Origin of the sequence: Limnobacter sp. CACIAM 66H1 (assembly GCF_001601825.1) — a bacterium.
GTDB lineage: Bacteria > Pseudomonadota > Gammaproteobacteria > Burkholderiales > Burkholderiaceae_B > Limnobacter.
In genome coordinates this window covers 1-17,258 of sequence record NZ_LUJK01000004.1, presented here as the reverse complement: position 1 = coordinate 17,258, position 17,258 = coordinate 1, and the positions used below count along the sequence as shown (strand labels likewise).

At 52.3% G+C, this 17,258-nt stretch carries 14 protein-coding genes; 6 read left to right on the top strand and 8 right to left on the bottom strand.

Annotation, left to right across the window (positions count from 1 at the left end; all coding sequences use genetic code 11):
• Window positions 1–9: 9 nt before the first annotated feature.
• Window positions 10–1,128 (bottom strand): GDP-mannose 4,6-dehydratase, encoded by a 1,119-nt coding sequence (gmd, locus tag A0129_RS01825; RefSeq protein ID WP_291711902.1) that lies wholly within the window; start codon window positions 1,126–1,128, stop codon window positions 10–12.
• A gap of 333 nt (window positions 1,129–1,461) precedes the next feature.
• Between gmd and A0129_RS01820 the strand changes: the two genes are divergently transcribed.
• The 6 genes from A0129_RS01820 to A0129_RS01795 all read left to right on the top strand — a co-directional run bounded on the left by A0129_RS01820 (window position 1,462) and on the right by A0129_RS01795 (window position 6,908).
• Entirely contained in the window at window positions 1,462–1,914 is a 453-nt protein-coding gene (locus A0129_RS01820; protein ID WP_291711899.1) for a nucleotidyltransferase domain-containing protein, read from the top strand.
• A gap of 59 nt (window positions 1,915–1,973) precedes the next feature.
• Window positions 1,974–2,393, top strand: a complete 420-nt coding sequence (locus A0129_RS01815; RefSeq protein WP_291711897.1) for a hypothetical protein — start codon at window positions 1,974–1,976, stop codon at window positions 2,391–2,393.
• The gene (locus A0129_RS01810) at window positions 2,390–2,665 is read left to right on the top strand and encodes a helix-turn-helix domain-containing protein (protein ID WP_291711893.1); all 276 of its coding nucleotides are present in this window, start codon (window positions 2,390–2,392) and stop codon (window positions 2,663–2,665) included. The genes A0129_RS01815 and A0129_RS01810 overlap by 4 nt, the downstream gene beginning before the upstream one ends.
• Window positions 2,662–3,507, top strand: coding sequence for a hypothetical protein (locus A0129_RS01805; RefSeq protein WP_291711890.1), 846 nt, complete (start codon window positions 2,662–2,664; stop codon window positions 3,505–3,507). The genes A0129_RS01810 and A0129_RS01805 overlap by 4 nt, the downstream gene beginning before the upstream one ends.
• Before the next feature lie 165 nt (window positions 3,508–3,672).
• The gene (locus tag A0129_RS01800) at window positions 3,673–6,249 is read left to right on the top strand and encodes a choice-of-anchor U domain-containing protein (protein WP_291711888.1); all 2,577 of its coding nucleotides are present in this window, start codon (window positions 3,673–3,675) and stop codon (window positions 6,247–6,249) included.
• Window positions 6,250–6,485: 236 nt separating this feature from the next.
• Window positions 6,486–6,908, top strand: a complete 423-nt coding sequence (locus tag A0129_RS01795; protein WP_291711884.1) for a hypothetical protein — start codon at window positions 6,486–6,488, stop codon at window positions 6,906–6,908.
• Window positions 6,909–7,107: 199 nt separating this feature from the next.
• Here A0129_RS01795 and A0129_RS01790 read toward each other — a convergent pair whose 3' ends face one another.
• The 7 genes from A0129_RS01790 to A0129_RS01760 form a co-directional block, all read right to left on the bottom strand.
• Window positions 7,108–8,355 (bottom strand): glycosyltransferase, encoded by a 1,248-nt coding sequence (locus tag A0129_RS01790; RefSeq protein ID WP_291711881.1) that lies wholly within the window; start codon window positions 8,353–8,355, stop codon window positions 7,108–7,110.
• Between the two features lie 424 nt (window positions 8,356–8,779).
• Entirely contained in the window at window positions 8,780–11,728 is a 2,949-nt protein-coding gene (locus A0129_RS01785; RefSeq protein WP_291711879.1) for a YjbH domain-containing protein, read from the bottom strand.
• The gene (locus A0129_RS01780) at window positions 11,725–12,417 is read right to left on the bottom strand and encodes a hypothetical protein (protein WP_291711877.1); all 693 of its coding nucleotides are present in this window, start codon (window positions 12,415–12,417) and stop codon (window positions 11,725–11,727) included. Before A0129_RS01780 ends, A0129_RS01785 begins: the two co-directional genes overlap by 4 nt.
• 117 nt (window positions 12,418–12,534) lie before the next feature.
• On the bottom strand, window positions 12,535–12,819 hold the full coding sequence (locus A0129_RS01775) for a hypothetical protein (RefSeq protein WP_291711874.1): 285 nt from the start codon (window positions 12,817–12,819) through the stop codon (window positions 12,535–12,537).
• Between the two features lie 137 nt (window positions 12,820–12,956).
• On the bottom strand, window positions 12,957–13,415 hold the full coding sequence (locus A0129_RS01770) for a hypothetical protein (protein WP_291711871.1): 459 nt from the start codon (window positions 13,413–13,415) through the stop codon (window positions 12,957–12,959).
• A gap of 2 nt (window positions 13,416–13,417) precedes the next feature.
• Window positions 13,418–15,745: a polysaccharide biosynthesis tyrosine autokinase gene (locus A0129_RS01765; RefSeq protein WP_291711868.1), complete on the bottom strand. Its 2,328-nt coding sequence runs from the start codon at window positions 15,743–15,745 to the stop codon at window positions 13,418–13,420.
• 1 nt (window position 15,746) lies between these two features.
• Window positions 15,747–16,886, bottom strand: a complete 1,140-nt coding sequence (locus A0129_RS01760) for a polysaccharide biosynthesis/export family protein (RefSeq protein WP_291711866.1) — start codon at window positions 16,884–16,886, stop codon at window positions 15,747–15,749.
• Window positions 16,887–17,258 lie beyond the last annotated feature (372 nt).

Genomic DNA, 17,258 nt, shown 5'->3' with positions numbered 1-17,258 from the left:
GGGCAGCCTTTACTCTCGGCTTACTGCAACGCTGTAACCGTGTTGCTTTAACAGGGCATGTTGGCGCGCGGCATCCAGGTCTACCTGCACCATTTCTTTCACCATCTCGTGCACAGTAATTTTCGGTGTCCAACCCAGTTTGTTTTTTGCTTTGCTGGGGTCGCCCAACAAGGTTTCCACTTCCGCAGGGCGGAAGTAGCGCGGGTCTACCTGCACCACCACATCGCCTTCTTTCAAGGCAGGTGCTTTGTCGCCCTGCACTTTCACCACAATGCCTTTTTCATCCACGCCACTGCCTTCCCAGCGCAGGGTTACGCCCAACTCAGTGGCGGTCATTTCAATAAACTGGCGCACACTGTATTGCACACCGGTGGCAATTACAAAATCGTCAGGTGTGTCCTGTTGCAGCATTAGCCATTGCATTTCAACGTAGTCTTTCGCATGGCCCCAATCGCGCAGCGCGTCCATATTGCCCATGTACAGGCATTGCTCAAGGCCCACTGCAATGTTGCTCATGCCACGTGTAATTTTTCGGGTTACAAAAGTTTCGCCACGGCGGGGGCTTTCGTGGTTAAACAAAATGCCGTTGCAGGCATACATGCCATAGCTTTCTCGGTAGTTCACCGTAATCCAGTAGGCGTACATTTTGGCCACTGCATACGGGCTGCGGGGGTAAAAGGGCGTGGTTTCCTTTTGCGGAATTTCCTGCACCAAACCATACAGTTCTGAAGTACTGGCTTGGTAAAAACGGGTCTTCTTTTCCAGGCCCAAAAAGCGGATCGCTTCCAGCAAACGCAGCGTGCCCATGGCATCTACATCGGCGGTGTATTCCGGGCTTTCGAAACTCACCGCCACATGGCTTTGCGCGCCCAGGTTGTACACCTCGTCGGGTTGCACTTGCTGAATAATGCGGGTCAGGTTAGAGCTGTCAGTGAGGTCGCCGTAGTGCAATTTAAAGCGAGCGTTTTCAACATGCGGGTCTTCGTAAATGTGGTCTACGCGCTGGGTGTTGAACAACGATGCACGGCGCTTAATACCATGCACTTCATAGCCTTTGCTCAACAAAAATTCCGCCAAATACGAACCATCTTGCCCGGTTACACCGGTGATCAACGCCACTTTAGTCATTGCAGGGGTGCCTTGCTTTAATTGAATTCAAAGCGAAAGCTTAGGTGAACCAGATTTGAATTCCAAGTAGTGCACCACATAATTTAGTATTGAATATGCTTATTTATTATTTATTTCCAACATATGATGGATATACAATACTTTTTCGGAATAAGTCGATGCATCGCCAAGGAGTGTTTAAAGAGATATTGACTCACCCATCCTGGCAAGGTCGAGGGAATTTTAGGGCGAATCTTGCAATAAGTACCCAAAATAGGTATTATCGTACCCATTATGACTCCAATTTCAATATCAGATAGTCTGTTCTCCAAAACACAGCAAAAGGTGTTGGGCTTGCTTTTCTTGCATCCCGAACGGTCTTTCTATGTCAATGAAGTAGTTCGACATGCCAATGCTGGCAAAGGCGCCGTGCAGCGTGAGCTGCTTAAACTGGAATCCTCCGGGCTTGTTCTTTCAACGCCACAAGGCAACCAAAAACACTTTCAGGCCAACAGGCAGAATCCGGTTTTTTCTGATCTCCGCTCCTTGATCATCAAAACGTTTGGCATACGGGAAGTAATCGCGAACTGCCTGCAAAATCACGCCACCAAGATAGACCGTGCTTTCATATTCGGGTCTATCGCGAAGGGAACAGACAATTCAAAAAGCGACATTGATTTGATGGTAGTTAGCGATCAACTTCACTTCCATGACCTTTTTGACCTGCTGCAACCTGCGGAACAACTACTTGGGCGAACCATTCAACCCACGCTGTATCGCACACAAGAATTCGCAGAAAAAAAATGACACCGAATTTATGCGCCGAATTTTTGACGCACCAACCATTTCCATCTTCGATGTAATCAATGAACAAAGAAAACAACCCGTTTGATAATTTGCTCAAAATAGGGCAACTAAAACGAGAGGCTTTTATTCAAGCAGAATTTGACGGACTCATTAGCACCGCAAATCGTAAGCTCCACGATTCCAAAAACGCCAGCTTGTCGAAAGACAGTCGCTTCGATCTTGCTTACAACGCCGCACACTCGCTCGCTCTGGCAGCGCTTCGCAAGGCTGGATATCGCTCAGAAAACAAATACACCGTTTTTCAGTTACTCGAGAGTACCGCTGGTCTGCCAGCGTCTATTTGGCGAATATTCGCCGCAGCGCATCAAAAAAGAAACCTTGCAGAGTACGAAGGTTTCACTGAGATTGAATCGTCATTGCTAGAGGCACTGATCAATGCGATTGAGAAGCTCAATTTGATATTGAGGAACAATAATTGAACAAGGAAATTCTCAAAAACCAACTCGACCTGGCCGCCCTGGTTCGCACCCACCGCCTGCAAGCAGGCCCCAAAGGCGGGAAAATGACGGCCCACATGCTGGCGGAAATGGCGGGCGTTAGCCGCGATACGATTTTTCGCATTGAACGCGGGGAAGATGTTTCCTTTTCCACAGCCATGGCTGTGCTGCGGGTTTTTGGCATGGGGCTCAGTGCCGCGCCCGTGGAATGGCCCACCTTGAACAGCGCACAAGAACATTTCAAAACCCTGTGACAACGCGTCAACGAATTCAAACACTGCAGGTGTTCAATGGCGGCAAACCCTGCGGCTGGTTGGGGCAAACACCCTCAGGCTTTTGGTTTCACTATGCCAGCAACAATCCGCAACAGCACTGGGTCAGTTTGCTGATGCCACCCCGCATCAACTTTTATCAGCAAAGCGATTTGTTTCCGGTGTTTGCTCAACACCTTGGTGCAAGTGCCAGCTCCGAGGCCGATGCGCTCAGCCAATTGCTCCAACTCAATGGTCAACAACTGGGTTCACTCAGTTTCGCCAACCCAGACAACCCCGTGGTCATTCCACCGCTGCGCACACCGCCAACGCTTGCTTCAGGAAAACACGCACTGATTGCAAACCCCAGTACTGCACAAGCCCGCAGGCCCTTTGCTGATACATTGGTACATCACACCAGCGCCTGGCCACTGATTCAAAACCTGTTGCACATCAAAAAGCAAACCGACCCCAACAATCGCCTGCACGGCCTTCGCTGGGCATATCAAGCTCTACACACTGGCCAATGGGTCCAACACCCTCGGCCTGACCTGGCCCCTTATCATCAGCACCTGTATGGCTTCGAGGCACTACACGCCGTGCTCAAGCAAAACCCGCAACAGTTCACAACACTGACGCAAAACAGCAACCGGTTTGCTTTGGTGCTGCAAGAAGTTGCACGCACCTACTGCAAAAACTTTTCAGCTGAAATTGACCTGTTGCAACACTTGCTGCCCTACATTCAGCAAAGCCAGTTGAGTGCCTACCTTGTGTATGAACAAGCCACCGCACACACCAAACCGCCTCGGCCCAAAGTATTGGGAATCGAGTACCTTCCTTCTTGAAGGCAGCAAAAAGTCAGTATTTTTACACCCTTTAAATGCGGGGTGTTGAACAGCAAAATCATTTGCTATTTTTCCAATCATTAAAGCAATCACTATCCGGCGAAAACAAGCCGGGCCGCCATGTTGTCATAAATCTGACTTATTTTTAAATAGGCCCGCACCGCCATGAAATTCGCTCGTCTATTGTCAGCAATGCTGCTGACCATTGCCCCCCTTGTTGCCCACACATTACCTGGCCCGCAGCTTTCAACGCCCACAGTAATATCACCAGTAAACCCCGACCAGTTGCGCATTTTCACGGCCGACATTGCCACCGCCCCGGATGGTCGCGGCATTCTGGCCTGGGCCGAAGGTGGCTTTGTTTACCTGCAAAGGCTGAATGCCGACGGCACCGCCAACGGCACGCGGATTAACGCCAACGCAGTGGGCACTGGTGAGGTTCGTGATGTGTTGGTGGCGATGGACAATGACGCCAATTTTGCGCTGGCTTACACCAAGGGTTTTGATCGCGATGCGGTGGTGTACTTCCGGCGATTTCTGGCCGATGGCAGCCCCGAGGCCATTGAGTACGACAATCAAAGCATGCGCCCCTACAGCGTTGTCGGCCTGCCCGAATGTGGCGACAGACGAGTGGGCACCAGCGCGCCCGCCATGGATATGGACACTGCTGGCAATGTTGCACTGGTATTCGATGCTGCGATCTATTGCGGCACTGTGATTCAACGCAACCAAGCGGTATACCGCTACATGCCCAAAAGCGCCCCGGCCTCCGAACCCTTGGCTTTTGCTTCAGCCGACGCCACCGATACCGAACCTCGCACACGTTACTCCGCTGTTGATATCCAAGGCAGTACAGTGACCATCATCGGCACTGGTTTGCCAGCAGGCAATCAAACATTGACCCTGTTCCGTTACAACGGCACCGTACAGCAAAACACGGTGAATGTGGCCACATTTCAGGCTCGAATTTTCAGCTCTCGGCAACTCGCTGTGCATCGGTCTACCAGCGGTACCGCCACAGCTGTATGGCAAGCAGCCACATTCGATGGCCAAACCAGCACATTTAGCGCCCCAGCCGTGCGCATGCGCAGCTTCGACTCCAACAACACTGCGCTCAGTGAATCGCCTGTAGCGCTGGTCAACGGTTCTGAACTGTTGGGCTTAAGCACCGAACCCGATGGCGATTACGCAATTTTCACCCGCAGGGAAAACCAGGACGCATGGACCATTTATCGCTTCAGCGATGCAGGCGTGGCCGGTGAAATACGCCAAGGCACCAATGTGTACAACAACGGCTTTTGGCAAACTGTGCCTTTGGCCATCAGCCCCACCCTGCCCGGCAACAACTACGCAGTGCTTTATAACCGAAGCGATACCGACGACTCCACCTTGCTTCATGTGCTGCGCTACGGCGGCCCGCAAGGCACCCTGAAACTGGACATGCAGCTAAGCCGCAACCCGATTGTTGCAGGTGCAGACGATCAAATTGTGTTGCGCTGGATCAGCAATGCGATAGGCCCATCTGCAGGAGGCACTTGCCAAAGTGAATTTAATCTCGGCAGCAGCCTGCGGGCACCCACGGGCCAACAAAACCTGGGCACATTCACCGTGGCTGGCGACCGTACTTATGGCTTGCTGTGTGGCCCAGGCGACCTGCGGCAGTCGGTGACACTGAATGTTCAAAGTAACGAACAACCCCTACCCACGCCCACCATCAACTTCACCGCCACACCCGCCAACCTTCAGGGCAATGCAACATCTACGCTCAGCTGGAGTACCACCAACGCCACCACCTGTGATGCAAGTGGTGAATGGACTGGCAGCAAAGCCGTGAATGGCAGTGAAACAGTTGGGCCCTTTGCCACCGCGGGCTCTCGTACATACACCCTTACCTGCCGCAACCAAAACGGGCCATTCGCCACGCAGTCGGTGGATGTGACCGTGGCCAGCGACACCACACCCGATGCCTTCAGCTTTACTGCAGTTACCGACAGCAACCCCTCGCTGGACACACAATCCAACACCATCACGATTGCTGGCTTGAACGCTGCGGCGCCACTGAGCATCACCGGTGGTACCTACAGTATCGACGGCTCGCAATTCACCTCGGCCGCGGGCACCATCAGCAATGGGCAGACTTTACGATTGCGGGTTACTGCCTCTGCTGAGCCGGGCGAAACCGTGGTGGCTACAGTGACAGTGGGTGATTTTTCAACCAACTTCTCGGTCACCACCCGCATGCCAGACGGTGCATCCACCGCCATGGTTGATGATGTTGACAACAACCCGGTTGAGTTCATGAGCAGCGAGGGCACACTGAACAACCTACGCACCGTGGCCACGCCGATGGGCGCGCCCAGCACGCGTGAATACCCCAACGGCTTCTTCGCCTTCAACATTGATAATGTGACTGCCAACAGCACGGTCACCGTAACTATTACCTTGCCGGCCGATGCACGCCCCACCAGCTATGTGAAGTGCAATGCAGACGGCAGCAGTTGCGCCGACTTTGCGGGTGCCACTTTTAACAACAATGTGGTGGTGCTAACCCTGACTGACAATGGCGCGGGTGACACCGACCCACGCGAGGGCTTCATTAGCGACCCTGGTGCACCGGCTGTAACACCGGCGGCGGCCCCGGGTAGCGCCAGCGTGGGTGGCGGTGGGGGTGGCAGCTTGAATGCCATGCTGTTGCCACTGGTTGGTTTTCTGTTGTGGCGAGTACGTCGCAAGGCTGGTTAAACCCAGCTTTGTTGTAGTAAAAAAAGCCCGGCTTGAAGCGCTTAAGCCGGGCTTGTTTTTACAATTTAAAATTAGTAGTACCCTAAATACGTGACAAATCCCGGAATGGGGACTAAATCACTGAAAATTTAACAAACACCTCTAAAAATCTACTTCATAATTAACAGCAAAGGGTAAGAATATGCCTGACAACACTATTAAACATTTTTTAACATTTATTATTCCAGGTTATTGCCATGACTCTTATTGCGATTGCGGCCGGGTTAATTGTGGCCCTGTTAATCGGCAGGCAAATTCTACAAAGTGGGCTGTTGTTGGCCAATGGGGAGAAATTTATCACGCACAACGTGCGGTTTAAAAAGCTGCCCACAGGCGAACTGCACCTGAAGGCAACCGGTGGCTTGCTCACTGACAAGTTTGACATCAAACTTCACACCAGCGACATTGATCTGTTTGCATTCGCCATCGGCCACAGGCCCATGAATAAAGGCTTGGACAAGGCGGGCTATAAGGTTTACCGGCTGGTTCATGTACAACGCAAAGCCAGCCCTGAATTTTTACGCACCACCATCGGCGACTTTACCCTGAAGCCTAGCGCGCAAAACAAATTCCAACGTTTCACCAGTCAGTTTGTTCAACTGGAAAAATCTGCAGCTTGAACAGGTATTAAGCAAACTAAAAAAGCCCCGTAAAATACAGGGCTTTTTTAATGTTTATTTTTCAAAGGCGCAACTAAATAACCGCTTTAATTTTTCATTAAAACAGCCTATTTAAAAACGCACACTCAACACTTAATTCGCACTTAATTCGAAGTTACTTGGTATCAACACCATTATTCTGTGCAACACCCTCTATTAGTTATTCCCACTCTGCATTCTTGGCAATGTAGCGCCCTAGTACCTGATACGACACCACGTACAACACCGCAGTCAATGCAAAACCCATTGCAGGCAAGCCTGCATGGTCAAAGTACAGCGCCATGGCCACCGACACAGCGGCGAACAACCACAAAAAAGGCGAGGCTTGAGAATTCACACACATACCGTGCGCACCGCCACGCTTGCGCACCATAATTTGCAGGCTGCGCTGAAAGTACTGATGGAAATGTGATCGGTCAGGTTGCCCCGGGTCGGCGTTTACAAGCTTGCGACGCAAAATGGAGTACAACACTTCGATGACCGGGTAAGCCAACACCGACAACACCGCCCAAGCATTTACATCGTTGTAGTTGGCCTGCAATAGCACCGCCAACACGGCCAAGGCAAAGCCCAGAAAATACGCGCCGCCGTCGCCCAAAAACAGGCGACCCACCGGGAAATTGAACACCCAAAAGCCCAACACAGCTGCGGTTAGCAACAGCGAATACAAAGCCATGTCCATGGCTTGGTGCTGCAAGCCCAACAGGCCCAAGCCCAGGGCCAAAATACACACCACGCCAGCAGCCAAACCATTCAAACCGTCGATCAGGTTAATGGCGTTGCTGTAACCGCTCATCGCAAATGCAGTAAAGCACCACGCCACCGGTGCAAAGGCCAACAGTTTGTCCACTGGCCCCAAGCTAACCGATGTAATTACAGCGCCCAAGGCTGCACATGCCAAAAAGCCACCTAGAAAGGTGGCCTGCAAACGCAGTTTGACTGAAATTTTCTTGGTGATGTCTTCTGCAAAGCCGATCATGAACACAGGCAAACCGCACACCAACAGCAGCAAGTTCACCTCAAACAGGGGGTGATTGCGAAACCCCATCCAGGCCACACCAGCAGCCACAGCCAAGAAAATCGGCAAACCACCAATTCTGGGCACTGCTACCTGGTGCAGCTTTTGTACCCCGTTCAGGTCATTGTCAAGGCTAAAACGGGCGTGCCATTGTTTAGTCAGCAGAACGGACACACAACCCAATACACTCACCCCAAACAAACCACCGAACAATAGAATGGGGCTTGTAGTTGAACCGGTCAGCTTGATGTGGTTGGCGATGTGAATGGTTCCAGACAATACAAGAACCACAAATGCGGCGAATGCGCTCCACACCCACAGGCGAGAAGTGAACACCAAGCTGACACGCCCGCCAAAGCCGGGCGACTGTGTTTTTATCGGGGTACTCATGAAGCACCTGTCCCTGTCTTATTTGACCAATGCTGTTTAATTAAGGGGCACAAACACCCTTTATTCCCGGCATTGAAAATTACGCAACTTTATAAACTGCAATCAGTACAAATTCGACCAATTTGCAGGAGTAAAAAAATATGTTGTTTAACGGTTTACTTGCCTTGAGCAAACTGCTGGGCCACAACACCAGTACCGCACAACTGAAAGCGAAATTGGCGCGTTGGGTTCAGCCTGCATAAATATTCAAGCTAAATATTAATAGTAAACCCGCCTTCACAGCACCCCATGAATAGGGGGTAGCGCCACAATTTATTGCGCTAGCGTAACCTCAAACCTATTGCAAATTATAGGGCTTAGAGGAAACACTCCAGAAATATATTGCAACGCATCATACAGAAAGCCTAGTCTTTTTGCATGAGGCTTATTGCGCCGCCGGGTTTCGGTAGGTCAACAACCGTGGGTCGCGGGCATTGGTGAAATCGTAAAGTTCAACACTGCGGCTCAACTTTGCGCCACCGTCACGCGTCAGCGGGTTAAACACCAGGTTGGCCGTGCCCGCCACACTTTGCGTGAAGAAGGCGTCAAACGGCAAAGTGACATACACCCCTTTGTCAAAACTTCCTTCGCCAAACTGTTCAGCACTTACGTTGGTGCGGGTAAAAAATGCACCCATTTTTACGCCGTTGTCGAATACACGGCTAAGGTCCACGGTGGCGCCTTTGTCGCCAGCCAGGTACTGGCCCACACTGGTTTTCACCAAAATGTCTTCGAAGCCAGTGTCCCAATACAGGGTGGCGTGGCCCGTGTTCACCTGGTAGTCACGCAGGCCAAAGTCTTGCTCAAAGTCACGCTGCTTCACGCTGTTAATGTCCAAGCCCAAAGCCACCGTGCTGTTCATGGGGCGGTACAACACCTCACCACCCACACCAGCAAACATGTCTTCCAGCAAGCCGCCATACGCGGTGTAAAACACATCACTGCCCAGTTTGCCGTAATGGGTTAACTGCAGGTTTGGAATGGTGAAATCGGATGTAGTGGCGTATTCGCGCTGGAAGGTGCGCACCCGCGGCAGGTTGCTAGGCGCGGTGTACGTAAACTTGTCGAAGTTGTCCAACAGCGCAGCGCGCACACGGCCACTGGCCACTGTGCTCTCGGTGATTTCGTAGCTCACATTGCCCAGGGCTGAAAGCTGGTAAAGAATAAAGCCATCAGGCCCACCCAAAATTTGGCGGTAACCTGCGCTTACGCTGGTGTTCCAAGGGCTTTGCGGGTTCAGGTGCAAAGTTTGGTACGGGTATTTAACACGCTCACGCTGCTTGGTGGCGGGCATGTCTCTCCAGGCGTTGGGCAACAAGGTGGTGCGTTGGCGCACCCACAGGTTGCGGTCAACAATGTGCTGGCTGATTTTCTGGCCCTTGGCTCGGTACTCGTAGTTGAACCAGGCATATTCCGCAGGCGCGTGCTTGTGCAGCACAGCGGTTGCACGGTCGATGGTGTATTGCCAGTAACCTGCATCGGCTTCATCAATAATCAGCTTCAGCTCGCCTTCGTCGCCCTGCACTTGGGTGGCCACCCAGCCGGTTTGCTGCTTCAATTCCTCAAGCACTGTGGGCCAACTCACGGGGCCAGTGGGCGCCGCTTCATTCACTTTGGGGCTGGGCGGGTCGCTTAGCTTGGGTGTACCAAAGGTGTTCAGCTTTTCATGAAAGCTCAGGGCCACCATTACCTCGGTGCCGCGCTCGTACCCCAGGGTAAAGTCCATGTAGTCGTTTACGCGGTGCAGCAGGCCCACATTCACATTGGTTTTCTGTTCCTGGTTGTCGCCAAAGGGCTCGCTTTGGTAATCATTGCCTTCTACTTCCAGCTTTAACACCCAGTCTTCCCAAGGCAATTGAACCTGGGCACCACCAAACAAGGCGGCGGGGCCTTTAAAAAAGGTATTGGTGTCCACGGTGCCGCCAAGGCCAAAACTGGCGTTGGGGCGGGTTTCGAAAGAATCACCCAAGGCTTTGAATGGGTTGGTAATGCCACCGCCTGCACCCAAGCTGCCCCAACCTATGCCCAAGCTGAAATCGACTGCACCCACTCGCTTGCTGCCCACCAAATATTCACCGCTGAACAAACCTGTACCAGCCACATCCCGAAAACCGACTGACAATTCTGGCAGGTGTGCACTTTCTTGCATCAAGCGAAATTTCACGTCAAAGTTTTTGTCTTTAAAACTTTGATCAGGGTTGGTGGTTGAAACACCAAAGCGCCGGTTGGTCAAATTGTTGTAGCGAAAACCCGCCTCCATCCAATCGAAAGGCTGCAACATAAAGCTGTAGCGGCTGTAAGGGCTGGTACGGCTAAAAGTAGCGCTGTAGCTGCCTGCCGGGCGCATGCGCGCTGTGGGTGTTTGCAACAGGCCTACTACACCCCAGTCGCTGCTGCTGAGGTACCAAGGCTCGCCGGTTTCAAGCGGTTTGGGATCGGCTGGCTCAAATTCAGGCAGCAAGGATTTCTGTGTCAAGGCGGTATCAGCTCGGCTTTCCACCAACGGGATCGGTGCATTCTCGGCGGAGACATCGACTGCCGCCGATGTTTGTACAAGCTGCACAAACTCACCCTGCGTGGCCAAAAAACCGGCAATGGTGTCATGCTGTTTATGCTCGCCTTCTACTTTGCGGCTGGGTGCCCAAAGCCAACTGCCGGGCGCTGGGCCACCCTGGGGTTGTTGGTTCCAACCATTCACGGCCAGCTTTTCCACAGTGCCATTGGGGTGCGCAGCCCAGGCCCAGTCCACGGGGGTGTCTACACCCAGCCAGCTTTTCCAGGCGCTTTGCTTGCCAATACAGGCTTCAATATAGGCCTTGGCAGGTGCGGTGGCCTGGTGCGGAACCACACAGGTGCCAAGGTCGCTCAGCACGGTCACCGTGTTCGAGGCCAGGGGCAGCACCACGGTGTAGGTGCTTTTCAACACGGGGTCGAATTCGGGGCGTGCCTCCAGGTAATTGGCGTCCGTGCTTTCAAGCTTCAAGCGGCCATTCACCGGCATGGCGCCCACACGTTGCAACACCTGCTGCAATGCCGGGTTGTTGCGGTTGGCCAAACGCAGGGCCTGAATGGCTCTGTCGCGGGCCATTTGTTGCTCTATGGCATCAGCGCTTGCAGGGGCAAGCACCAAGAGGCTGCTTAGCCGGTATTCGGGGGGCAATACACCGGGTAACCAGCCTTGGCGAACCAGCAGGGCCGACAGGCGCTCTGTGCCTTGCGGTGCAGCTTGCAGGGATGTTGTCGCTGTTCCTGCTGCATGCGCAGCGGGTACCAACGGTAAGTTGAGTAAAGTGGCCCAAATGGCCAACACCAGGGGTTTGCGTTTCAATTTCATTGGCGGTGCCATTCCAGGCAATACGTGGGGGCAAGGCATTGCTTGCCATACACAGCAAGCGGCAATTGGCTTGCATTGGTACCTTCGGACAAGGGATGCGCAAAACCGTAAATGGCGGGCGGCAGGTTTTCAAGTGCGGCAGGCAAGGGGCCAGCCACTGTCTCGGTGTACCAATACAAACCCTTTCCCGCGTTGGCCTGCTCACTGGCACGTTTAGCCAAATTGCTTTTGGGTGGCTGGGTGGCTTGCAATTGCAGCGTGGCTTGAACATTGAACAAACCCAGCTCGGGCACATCAAACCTGGCATTGGTTTGCTGCGCCTGTGCACCTTGCGTGTATTGCACATTGGCCAAGTTCACATTCAAACCAGTTGTGTCCAGTAGCCGGTTGCCTTGCAAGCGCACCACCTCACCCTTCGCGGCGTACCACACCTGCACATTGTTGGGGTACACATAGCCCAGCACAGTTAGCGATGCCGCGCCGGGCACTTCCACCTGCATGTATTGGTAAGCGGGGTTGCGGGGTACCGCCTCAAAGTTTCGGTTGGGGCCTTGGTATGCGGCTTGCAGGCTATTCAGCGCGGCTTGGTTCAGGCCAGTGCAGGCAGGCAATACCAACACAGCCATGGCGCACAAAAACGATTGAGCGCACAGCCGCCAGCCGGGCCCATACTTAAGCCAATTCCGCATGTGGGTTTAATCCAGAAAAATAAAACTTTTAAAGCGTGTAAATTTGCACAGCTTGTGCCTAGCGTATCAATAAAAAAGCCCCTTACAAGAAGGGGCTTTCGATACAGACTACTTCAATTAAGGAGTAACAGTACCTGTAGTGCCTGTGGTGTTGTTGTCGTCGTTAGAAACGGCGATTACTGTACCCAAAGCAGCGGCCACGCCAACGGCACCAGCCACGCCCAAACCACCAGCGGCTGCGCCTGCGCCTGCGCTAGCACCAGCTCCGGCACCCGCGCCACCACCTGCACCAGCGCCAGCGCCGCCAGCTTGACCACCAGAAGCAGCTTCACCGGTTGCAGACTGGGCAATGGCTACGCCCGACAAACTCACCATGGCCAACATTGCCAAGAATTTTTTCATGATAAATACCCCCAAAGAATTTAACTTCACTTAACTGTATAACAAAAAACCCTGATTGCGCCACCTTTTTTCCATGACATTTTTTAACAATGCCAATTGAAATCAAGGGTTTTACGCAATAAACACACTGCGATGCACTACAAAATTGCCTTCAGCTTGGGCAGCCACAGGTCAATATCTTGTTCCAGCACTTTCAGGCAAGTGTCAAAATCGCTTGGGCCTTTGCCAATGGGGTCGTCCACTTCGGTTTGCCCATTCCAATGCCCCATCAACCAAACCTTGCCCGAATAGGCTGGGAAGTTTTGCATAATCCACTGCTTGTGCCGGTTTTCCATCACCAGCATTAGCTGGGCGGCATTGGCCTGTGGCATCAACAACTGCTCGGCGCGTTTTTCATCGCCAATTGAGTAGCCCGCACGCTCCAAGGCGCCCAAGGCCTGCTTGTCAGGCCGCTTACCCGTCAAAGCCTGCACGCCACAACTGTTTACATTTATTTTTAAACCAGCGGCATCGGCTTTGGTTTGCAATATGGCTTGGCCCATGGGGCTGCGGCAAATGTTGGCAGTGCAAATGACGGTTACCAGTGGTGTTGCCATTGTTATGCCTTCTTGCCTTGCACTGGATCGCCATAGGTGCCGTATGCATTCTTGTATCCGTACCCATAGCCATAACCGTAATAATAGCCCGACCTGTTTGCAATAAAGCCGTTGAAAATAAGGCCATTCACCCGCACGCCAGCTTGGGCCAGGCGTTTTTGCGAGTCGCTAACCTGCCGCACATTGCTTGCACCGTAGCGCGCCACAATGAATGTGGCGGAGCAGTGTTGGCCCATTACGGAAGCATCGCTTACCAACAGCACGGGTGGGCTGTCGATGATTACATAGTCGTATTCCACATCCGCTTTTTCAAGCAGGGCAATGAAGTTGGGGTGCAACAGCAATTCGCTGGGGTTGGGCGGCACCGAGCCAGACACCAACACATGCAGGCCCTCCAACTCAGTTTTGATCAGTGCTTTGTCAAAGCCAACAGTACCCGCCACCACATCGCTTAAGCCGGGGTGTTTGGCATCACCCCGCTCTTCTTGGATGAAATAACGGCTTAACGTGCCCTTACGCATGTCGCCATCAATCAACAACACTCGCTTGCCGGCCTGGGCCATAATGGCCGCAAAGTTGGCCGATACAAACGACTTGCCAATTTCAGGCACAGGGCCGGTAATGAGCACCCGCTTGTTGGGCGAATCGATGGTGGCAAACTGCAAACCCGTGCGGAAGCTGCGCAAGGCTTCAATGGAAGGGTCGTTGGGCGCAGAAACCGCAAGTAACCCAACTTTGTCGGTACGGCGGCGCAAGCCTTTTTCAGCAGCAGTTTGTTGCTGGCTAAGTGGCACAATGGAGTACACCGACAAACCTGTGGCTTGTTCCAATTTGCTTGGGTCTCGCACAGCGCTGCGTAGCATGGCCAAGGCTTGGGCGGCCAATACACCCAAAAAAATGCCCGCCAATACCGCCAAAGCCACTACTTGGCCTTTATTAGGTTTAAACGGGCGTTTGGGTTGCTGGGCATAATCGACTATAGCCACATTACCCACGGTACCGGCCTTGGCCACCTTCAATTGCTGCGCACCGTTTAGCAGTGAAGTATACAAAGCCTGGTTCACCTCTACATCGCGCCGCAGGCGCAAGTACTCTTGCTGCACTTCAGGCAAGGCTTGAGTTTGGCTTGCTACGCCGCCACGCACACTGCGCAGTTGTGCAAGCTGATCGTCGATAGCCTGAATTAAAGGGTGGCCGGGTTGAAAGCGTTGGAGCAGCTTTTCCCGCTCCAGGTTTAGCTCTACCTTTTTGGTTTCCAGCGCCACATCTTGGGTCAAAATGCGTTGTGTATCCAGTGTCGGGTCGATGGTACCCTTACTTTGCACAAAGTTATTCAAGGCCTCCTCGGCCTTGCGCAGCTGCTCTTTAATACTGGGCAGTTGTTCGTCCAAAAACACCAATTGCTGCTCGGCCTCCTGGCCCTTGCGCTCCACGTTTTGGCGCAAGTAAGCATTGGCCAATTCATTCAAAAACTGCACTGCAAACGCGGGGTTGGGGCTTTCATAACTTACGCGAATCATGCTGCTGTTTCGGCCCACTTCACCGGCCGTGAGTGGGGCCACCAAACCATTGTGCAAACTCAATGGGTGCCGGCGTACCACATTGGCTTGCATGCCCGGGTTGGCTTCGAATTGAGAAATGGTAATGCTGCCACTGCCATATCCAATTTTGAAAGTAAGGGGTTGGCCTACCGTGCCTTGGCCCAATGGCTCCTCAAAGGGGCTGTACAAGCTGAAGGTGTTTCCCTCGCCTTTAACCGCCACAAAAGCTTGGTCGGTAAATTCGGTTGGCACACTAAATTGTGCCAACTTTAATTGTTCACCACCCCAGGCATATTGATTCAAACCCATGAAAGGCTGAGCCAAGCCCAGAGCGGCTTCATGTTGGTTGGCCAGCCATTGGCCGAATACCGGGAAATACTGCGGAGTAATAGATTGCGCCAAACCCAATGTTTGGGCCACGCTTTCTACCACTGTGCGGCTTTTGATAATTTCAAGTTCGCCTGTTACATTGCTGCCACCTGCAGCAAGCACGCCGCTTACGTCTTCCAGCGCTGCCAAACCACCGGTTTGCTTGGTTTCCACTTGCAGCAACACGTCTGCAGAATAAATAGGCGTGGCTACCGTGGCGTAAAGCAGGCCAATTGCGGTGGCCACCGCAACAATTGCAGCGGCGACCCACTTAAAATCGAGCAAGTTGTACCACAGGTCGAGCAGGTTAATTTCACCAGATTCTTGCGCCAGCTCGGGATGTGCTGCGGCGGACTGAAAAGTACCACCGTTGCGCGTATTTTCAAAAGGCATATTCATAGAGTCGTTCTGCTTGTTCAATTTACTCGCCTTCCAACACGCGAATGTTGGAACGTACCGCTGGCAACACCTGCAAGCTTGGCAATATGGTGCCCAACAAACGATTAATGCGTACCAGCCTAACTGGGTCTACATACACCACGTCTCGGGGTTGTAATTCAAATTGGTCCGCGTACAAAACACTGGTTGGGCTTGTCGAGTCCAAGTGGAAAATGTCAAGCGACGCCACCTCGCTATTGCCCAGCTCAGCATTTCTTTGCCGAATAACGTACACCTGCTGCGCGTTGGCCGTGTTTTGGTTAATGCCACCCACGTCGCTTAACACTTCAGCCAAAGTTAGCTTGCCTACAGGCATAACTACAGACGAAGGCTTAATTACTTCGCCCATCAAGAACACTTTGCGAAGCCTGCGATCGGGAATGTTTAACACGTCGCCATCCTGCAAAAGTATGTTCTGCGACAAGTCACCTTGGTACAACAGTTTGTAGGCATTTAGCACGTAGGTTTGATTGTTTCGCTGTAAGGTAATGTTGTCTAAATCAGCTTCACGGTTTAAGCCACGGGCCTGCGCAATCGCGTCGCTTAAGCGGGTGGGCACATCGGTGATCGGGAAAAACCCGGGCTGGCCCACTTCACCGCTGACATAAAATTTTTGAGACCGAAACCCTGCTTGCTGCACTGTGACGTCCACCTGCGGGCTGCGAATAAACTGCTCAAGATTTTTTGTCATCTCGATGCGAATTTCTTCGGTTGTGCGGCCGACAGCCCTTACCTTGTTTAAAAACGGAAAGTAAAAGGTACCGTCGGGTAAAACCACTTGGCCTTGAAGTTGACCTGTGGTATTTCCCGCAGGGTTGGTCAACTCCGGGTGATCCCACACTGTGATTCGGACCAAATCCCCCACACCTATTTTGTACTGATAGGTGCCAACATCATTGCTGGTTGAAACGGGTAAGTTTTGTGTGCTAGTTAAATAGACGGACTCTAACGCCTTGATTGAAATAGCATCAATGGGCGTAAGGCGGTAATCCACCCCGTTGGGCGCGGTGTCTTGGGTTGTCTCTTTGTTGTCAATTCCGAAATATTGCCCTGGGTATGCGCAGGCACTTAACAGGGGCAGGCACCACAGCACGCTGCGGCTAAACTTTTTTGCAAACACCATTTGAAATTGTCTTCCTGTATAAGGAACGATAATACTGATTGGAAATATACGTTAGCCAACATCATACTTTACCAGCTAACCACTTACGGTGTGTTTTGGATGCAGGCTGGTTTGAAATTTGTAAGCAACATTGGTGCCATGAACTGCATCATGCTGAAAACGCCTTATCAGGAGAATTAAGCGAAGACGATATTGATAGTTTGTGACATGCGAGCGTGTTTAACTTGTCGTGAGGCCTGAACATGCTGAGTTTGTGAAGCTTAAAGGGTTCGTACGGTAGGGCCGACGTCCTGATTTTCAGTAGTTCCGACTTAATCTGACAAAAGCCTTGCCAAGGGGTGGGGTTCTCCGTTTTGATGTAGCTGTGTTGAG

Coding starts and splice junctions, on each gene's coding strand:
- A0129_RS01775 (WP_291711874.1), bottom strand. CDS start 12,819: ATGAAAAAATTCTTGGCAATGTTGGCCATGGTGAGTTTGTCGGGCGTA.
- A0129_RS01795 (WP_291711884.1), top strand. CDS start 6,486: ATGACTCTTATTGCGATTGCGGCCGGGTTAATTGTGGCCCTGTTAATC.
- A0129_RS01785 (WP_291711879.1), bottom strand. CDS start 11,728: ATGAAATTGAAACGCAAACCCCTGGTGTTGGCCATTTGGGCCACTTTA.
- A0129_RS01790 (WP_291711881.1), bottom strand. CDS start 8,355: ATGAGTACCCCGATAAAAACACAGTCGCCCGGCTTTGGCGGGCGTGTC.
- A0129_RS01800 (WP_291711888.1), top strand. CDS start 3,673: ATGAAATTCGCTCGTCTATTGTCAGCAATGCTGCTGACCATTGCCCCC.
- A0129_RS01770 (WP_291711871.1), bottom strand. CDS start 13,415: ATGGCAACACCACTGGTAACCGTCATTTGCACTGCCAACATTTGCCGC.
- A0129_RS01760 (WP_291711866.1), bottom strand. CDS start 16,886: ATGGTGTTTGCAAAAAAGTTTAGCCGCAGCGTGCTGTGGTGCCTGCCC.
- gmd (WP_291711902.1), bottom strand. CDS start 1,128: ATGACTAAAGTGGCGTTGATCACCGGTGTAACCGGGCAAGATGGTTCG.
- A0129_RS01815 (WP_291711897.1), top strand. CDS start 1,974: ATGAACAAAGAAAACAACCCGTTTGATAATTTGCTCAAAATAGGGCAA.
- A0129_RS01780 (WP_291711877.1), bottom strand. CDS start 12,417: ATGCGGAATTGGCTTAAGTATGGGCCCGGCTGGCGGCTGTGCGCTCAA.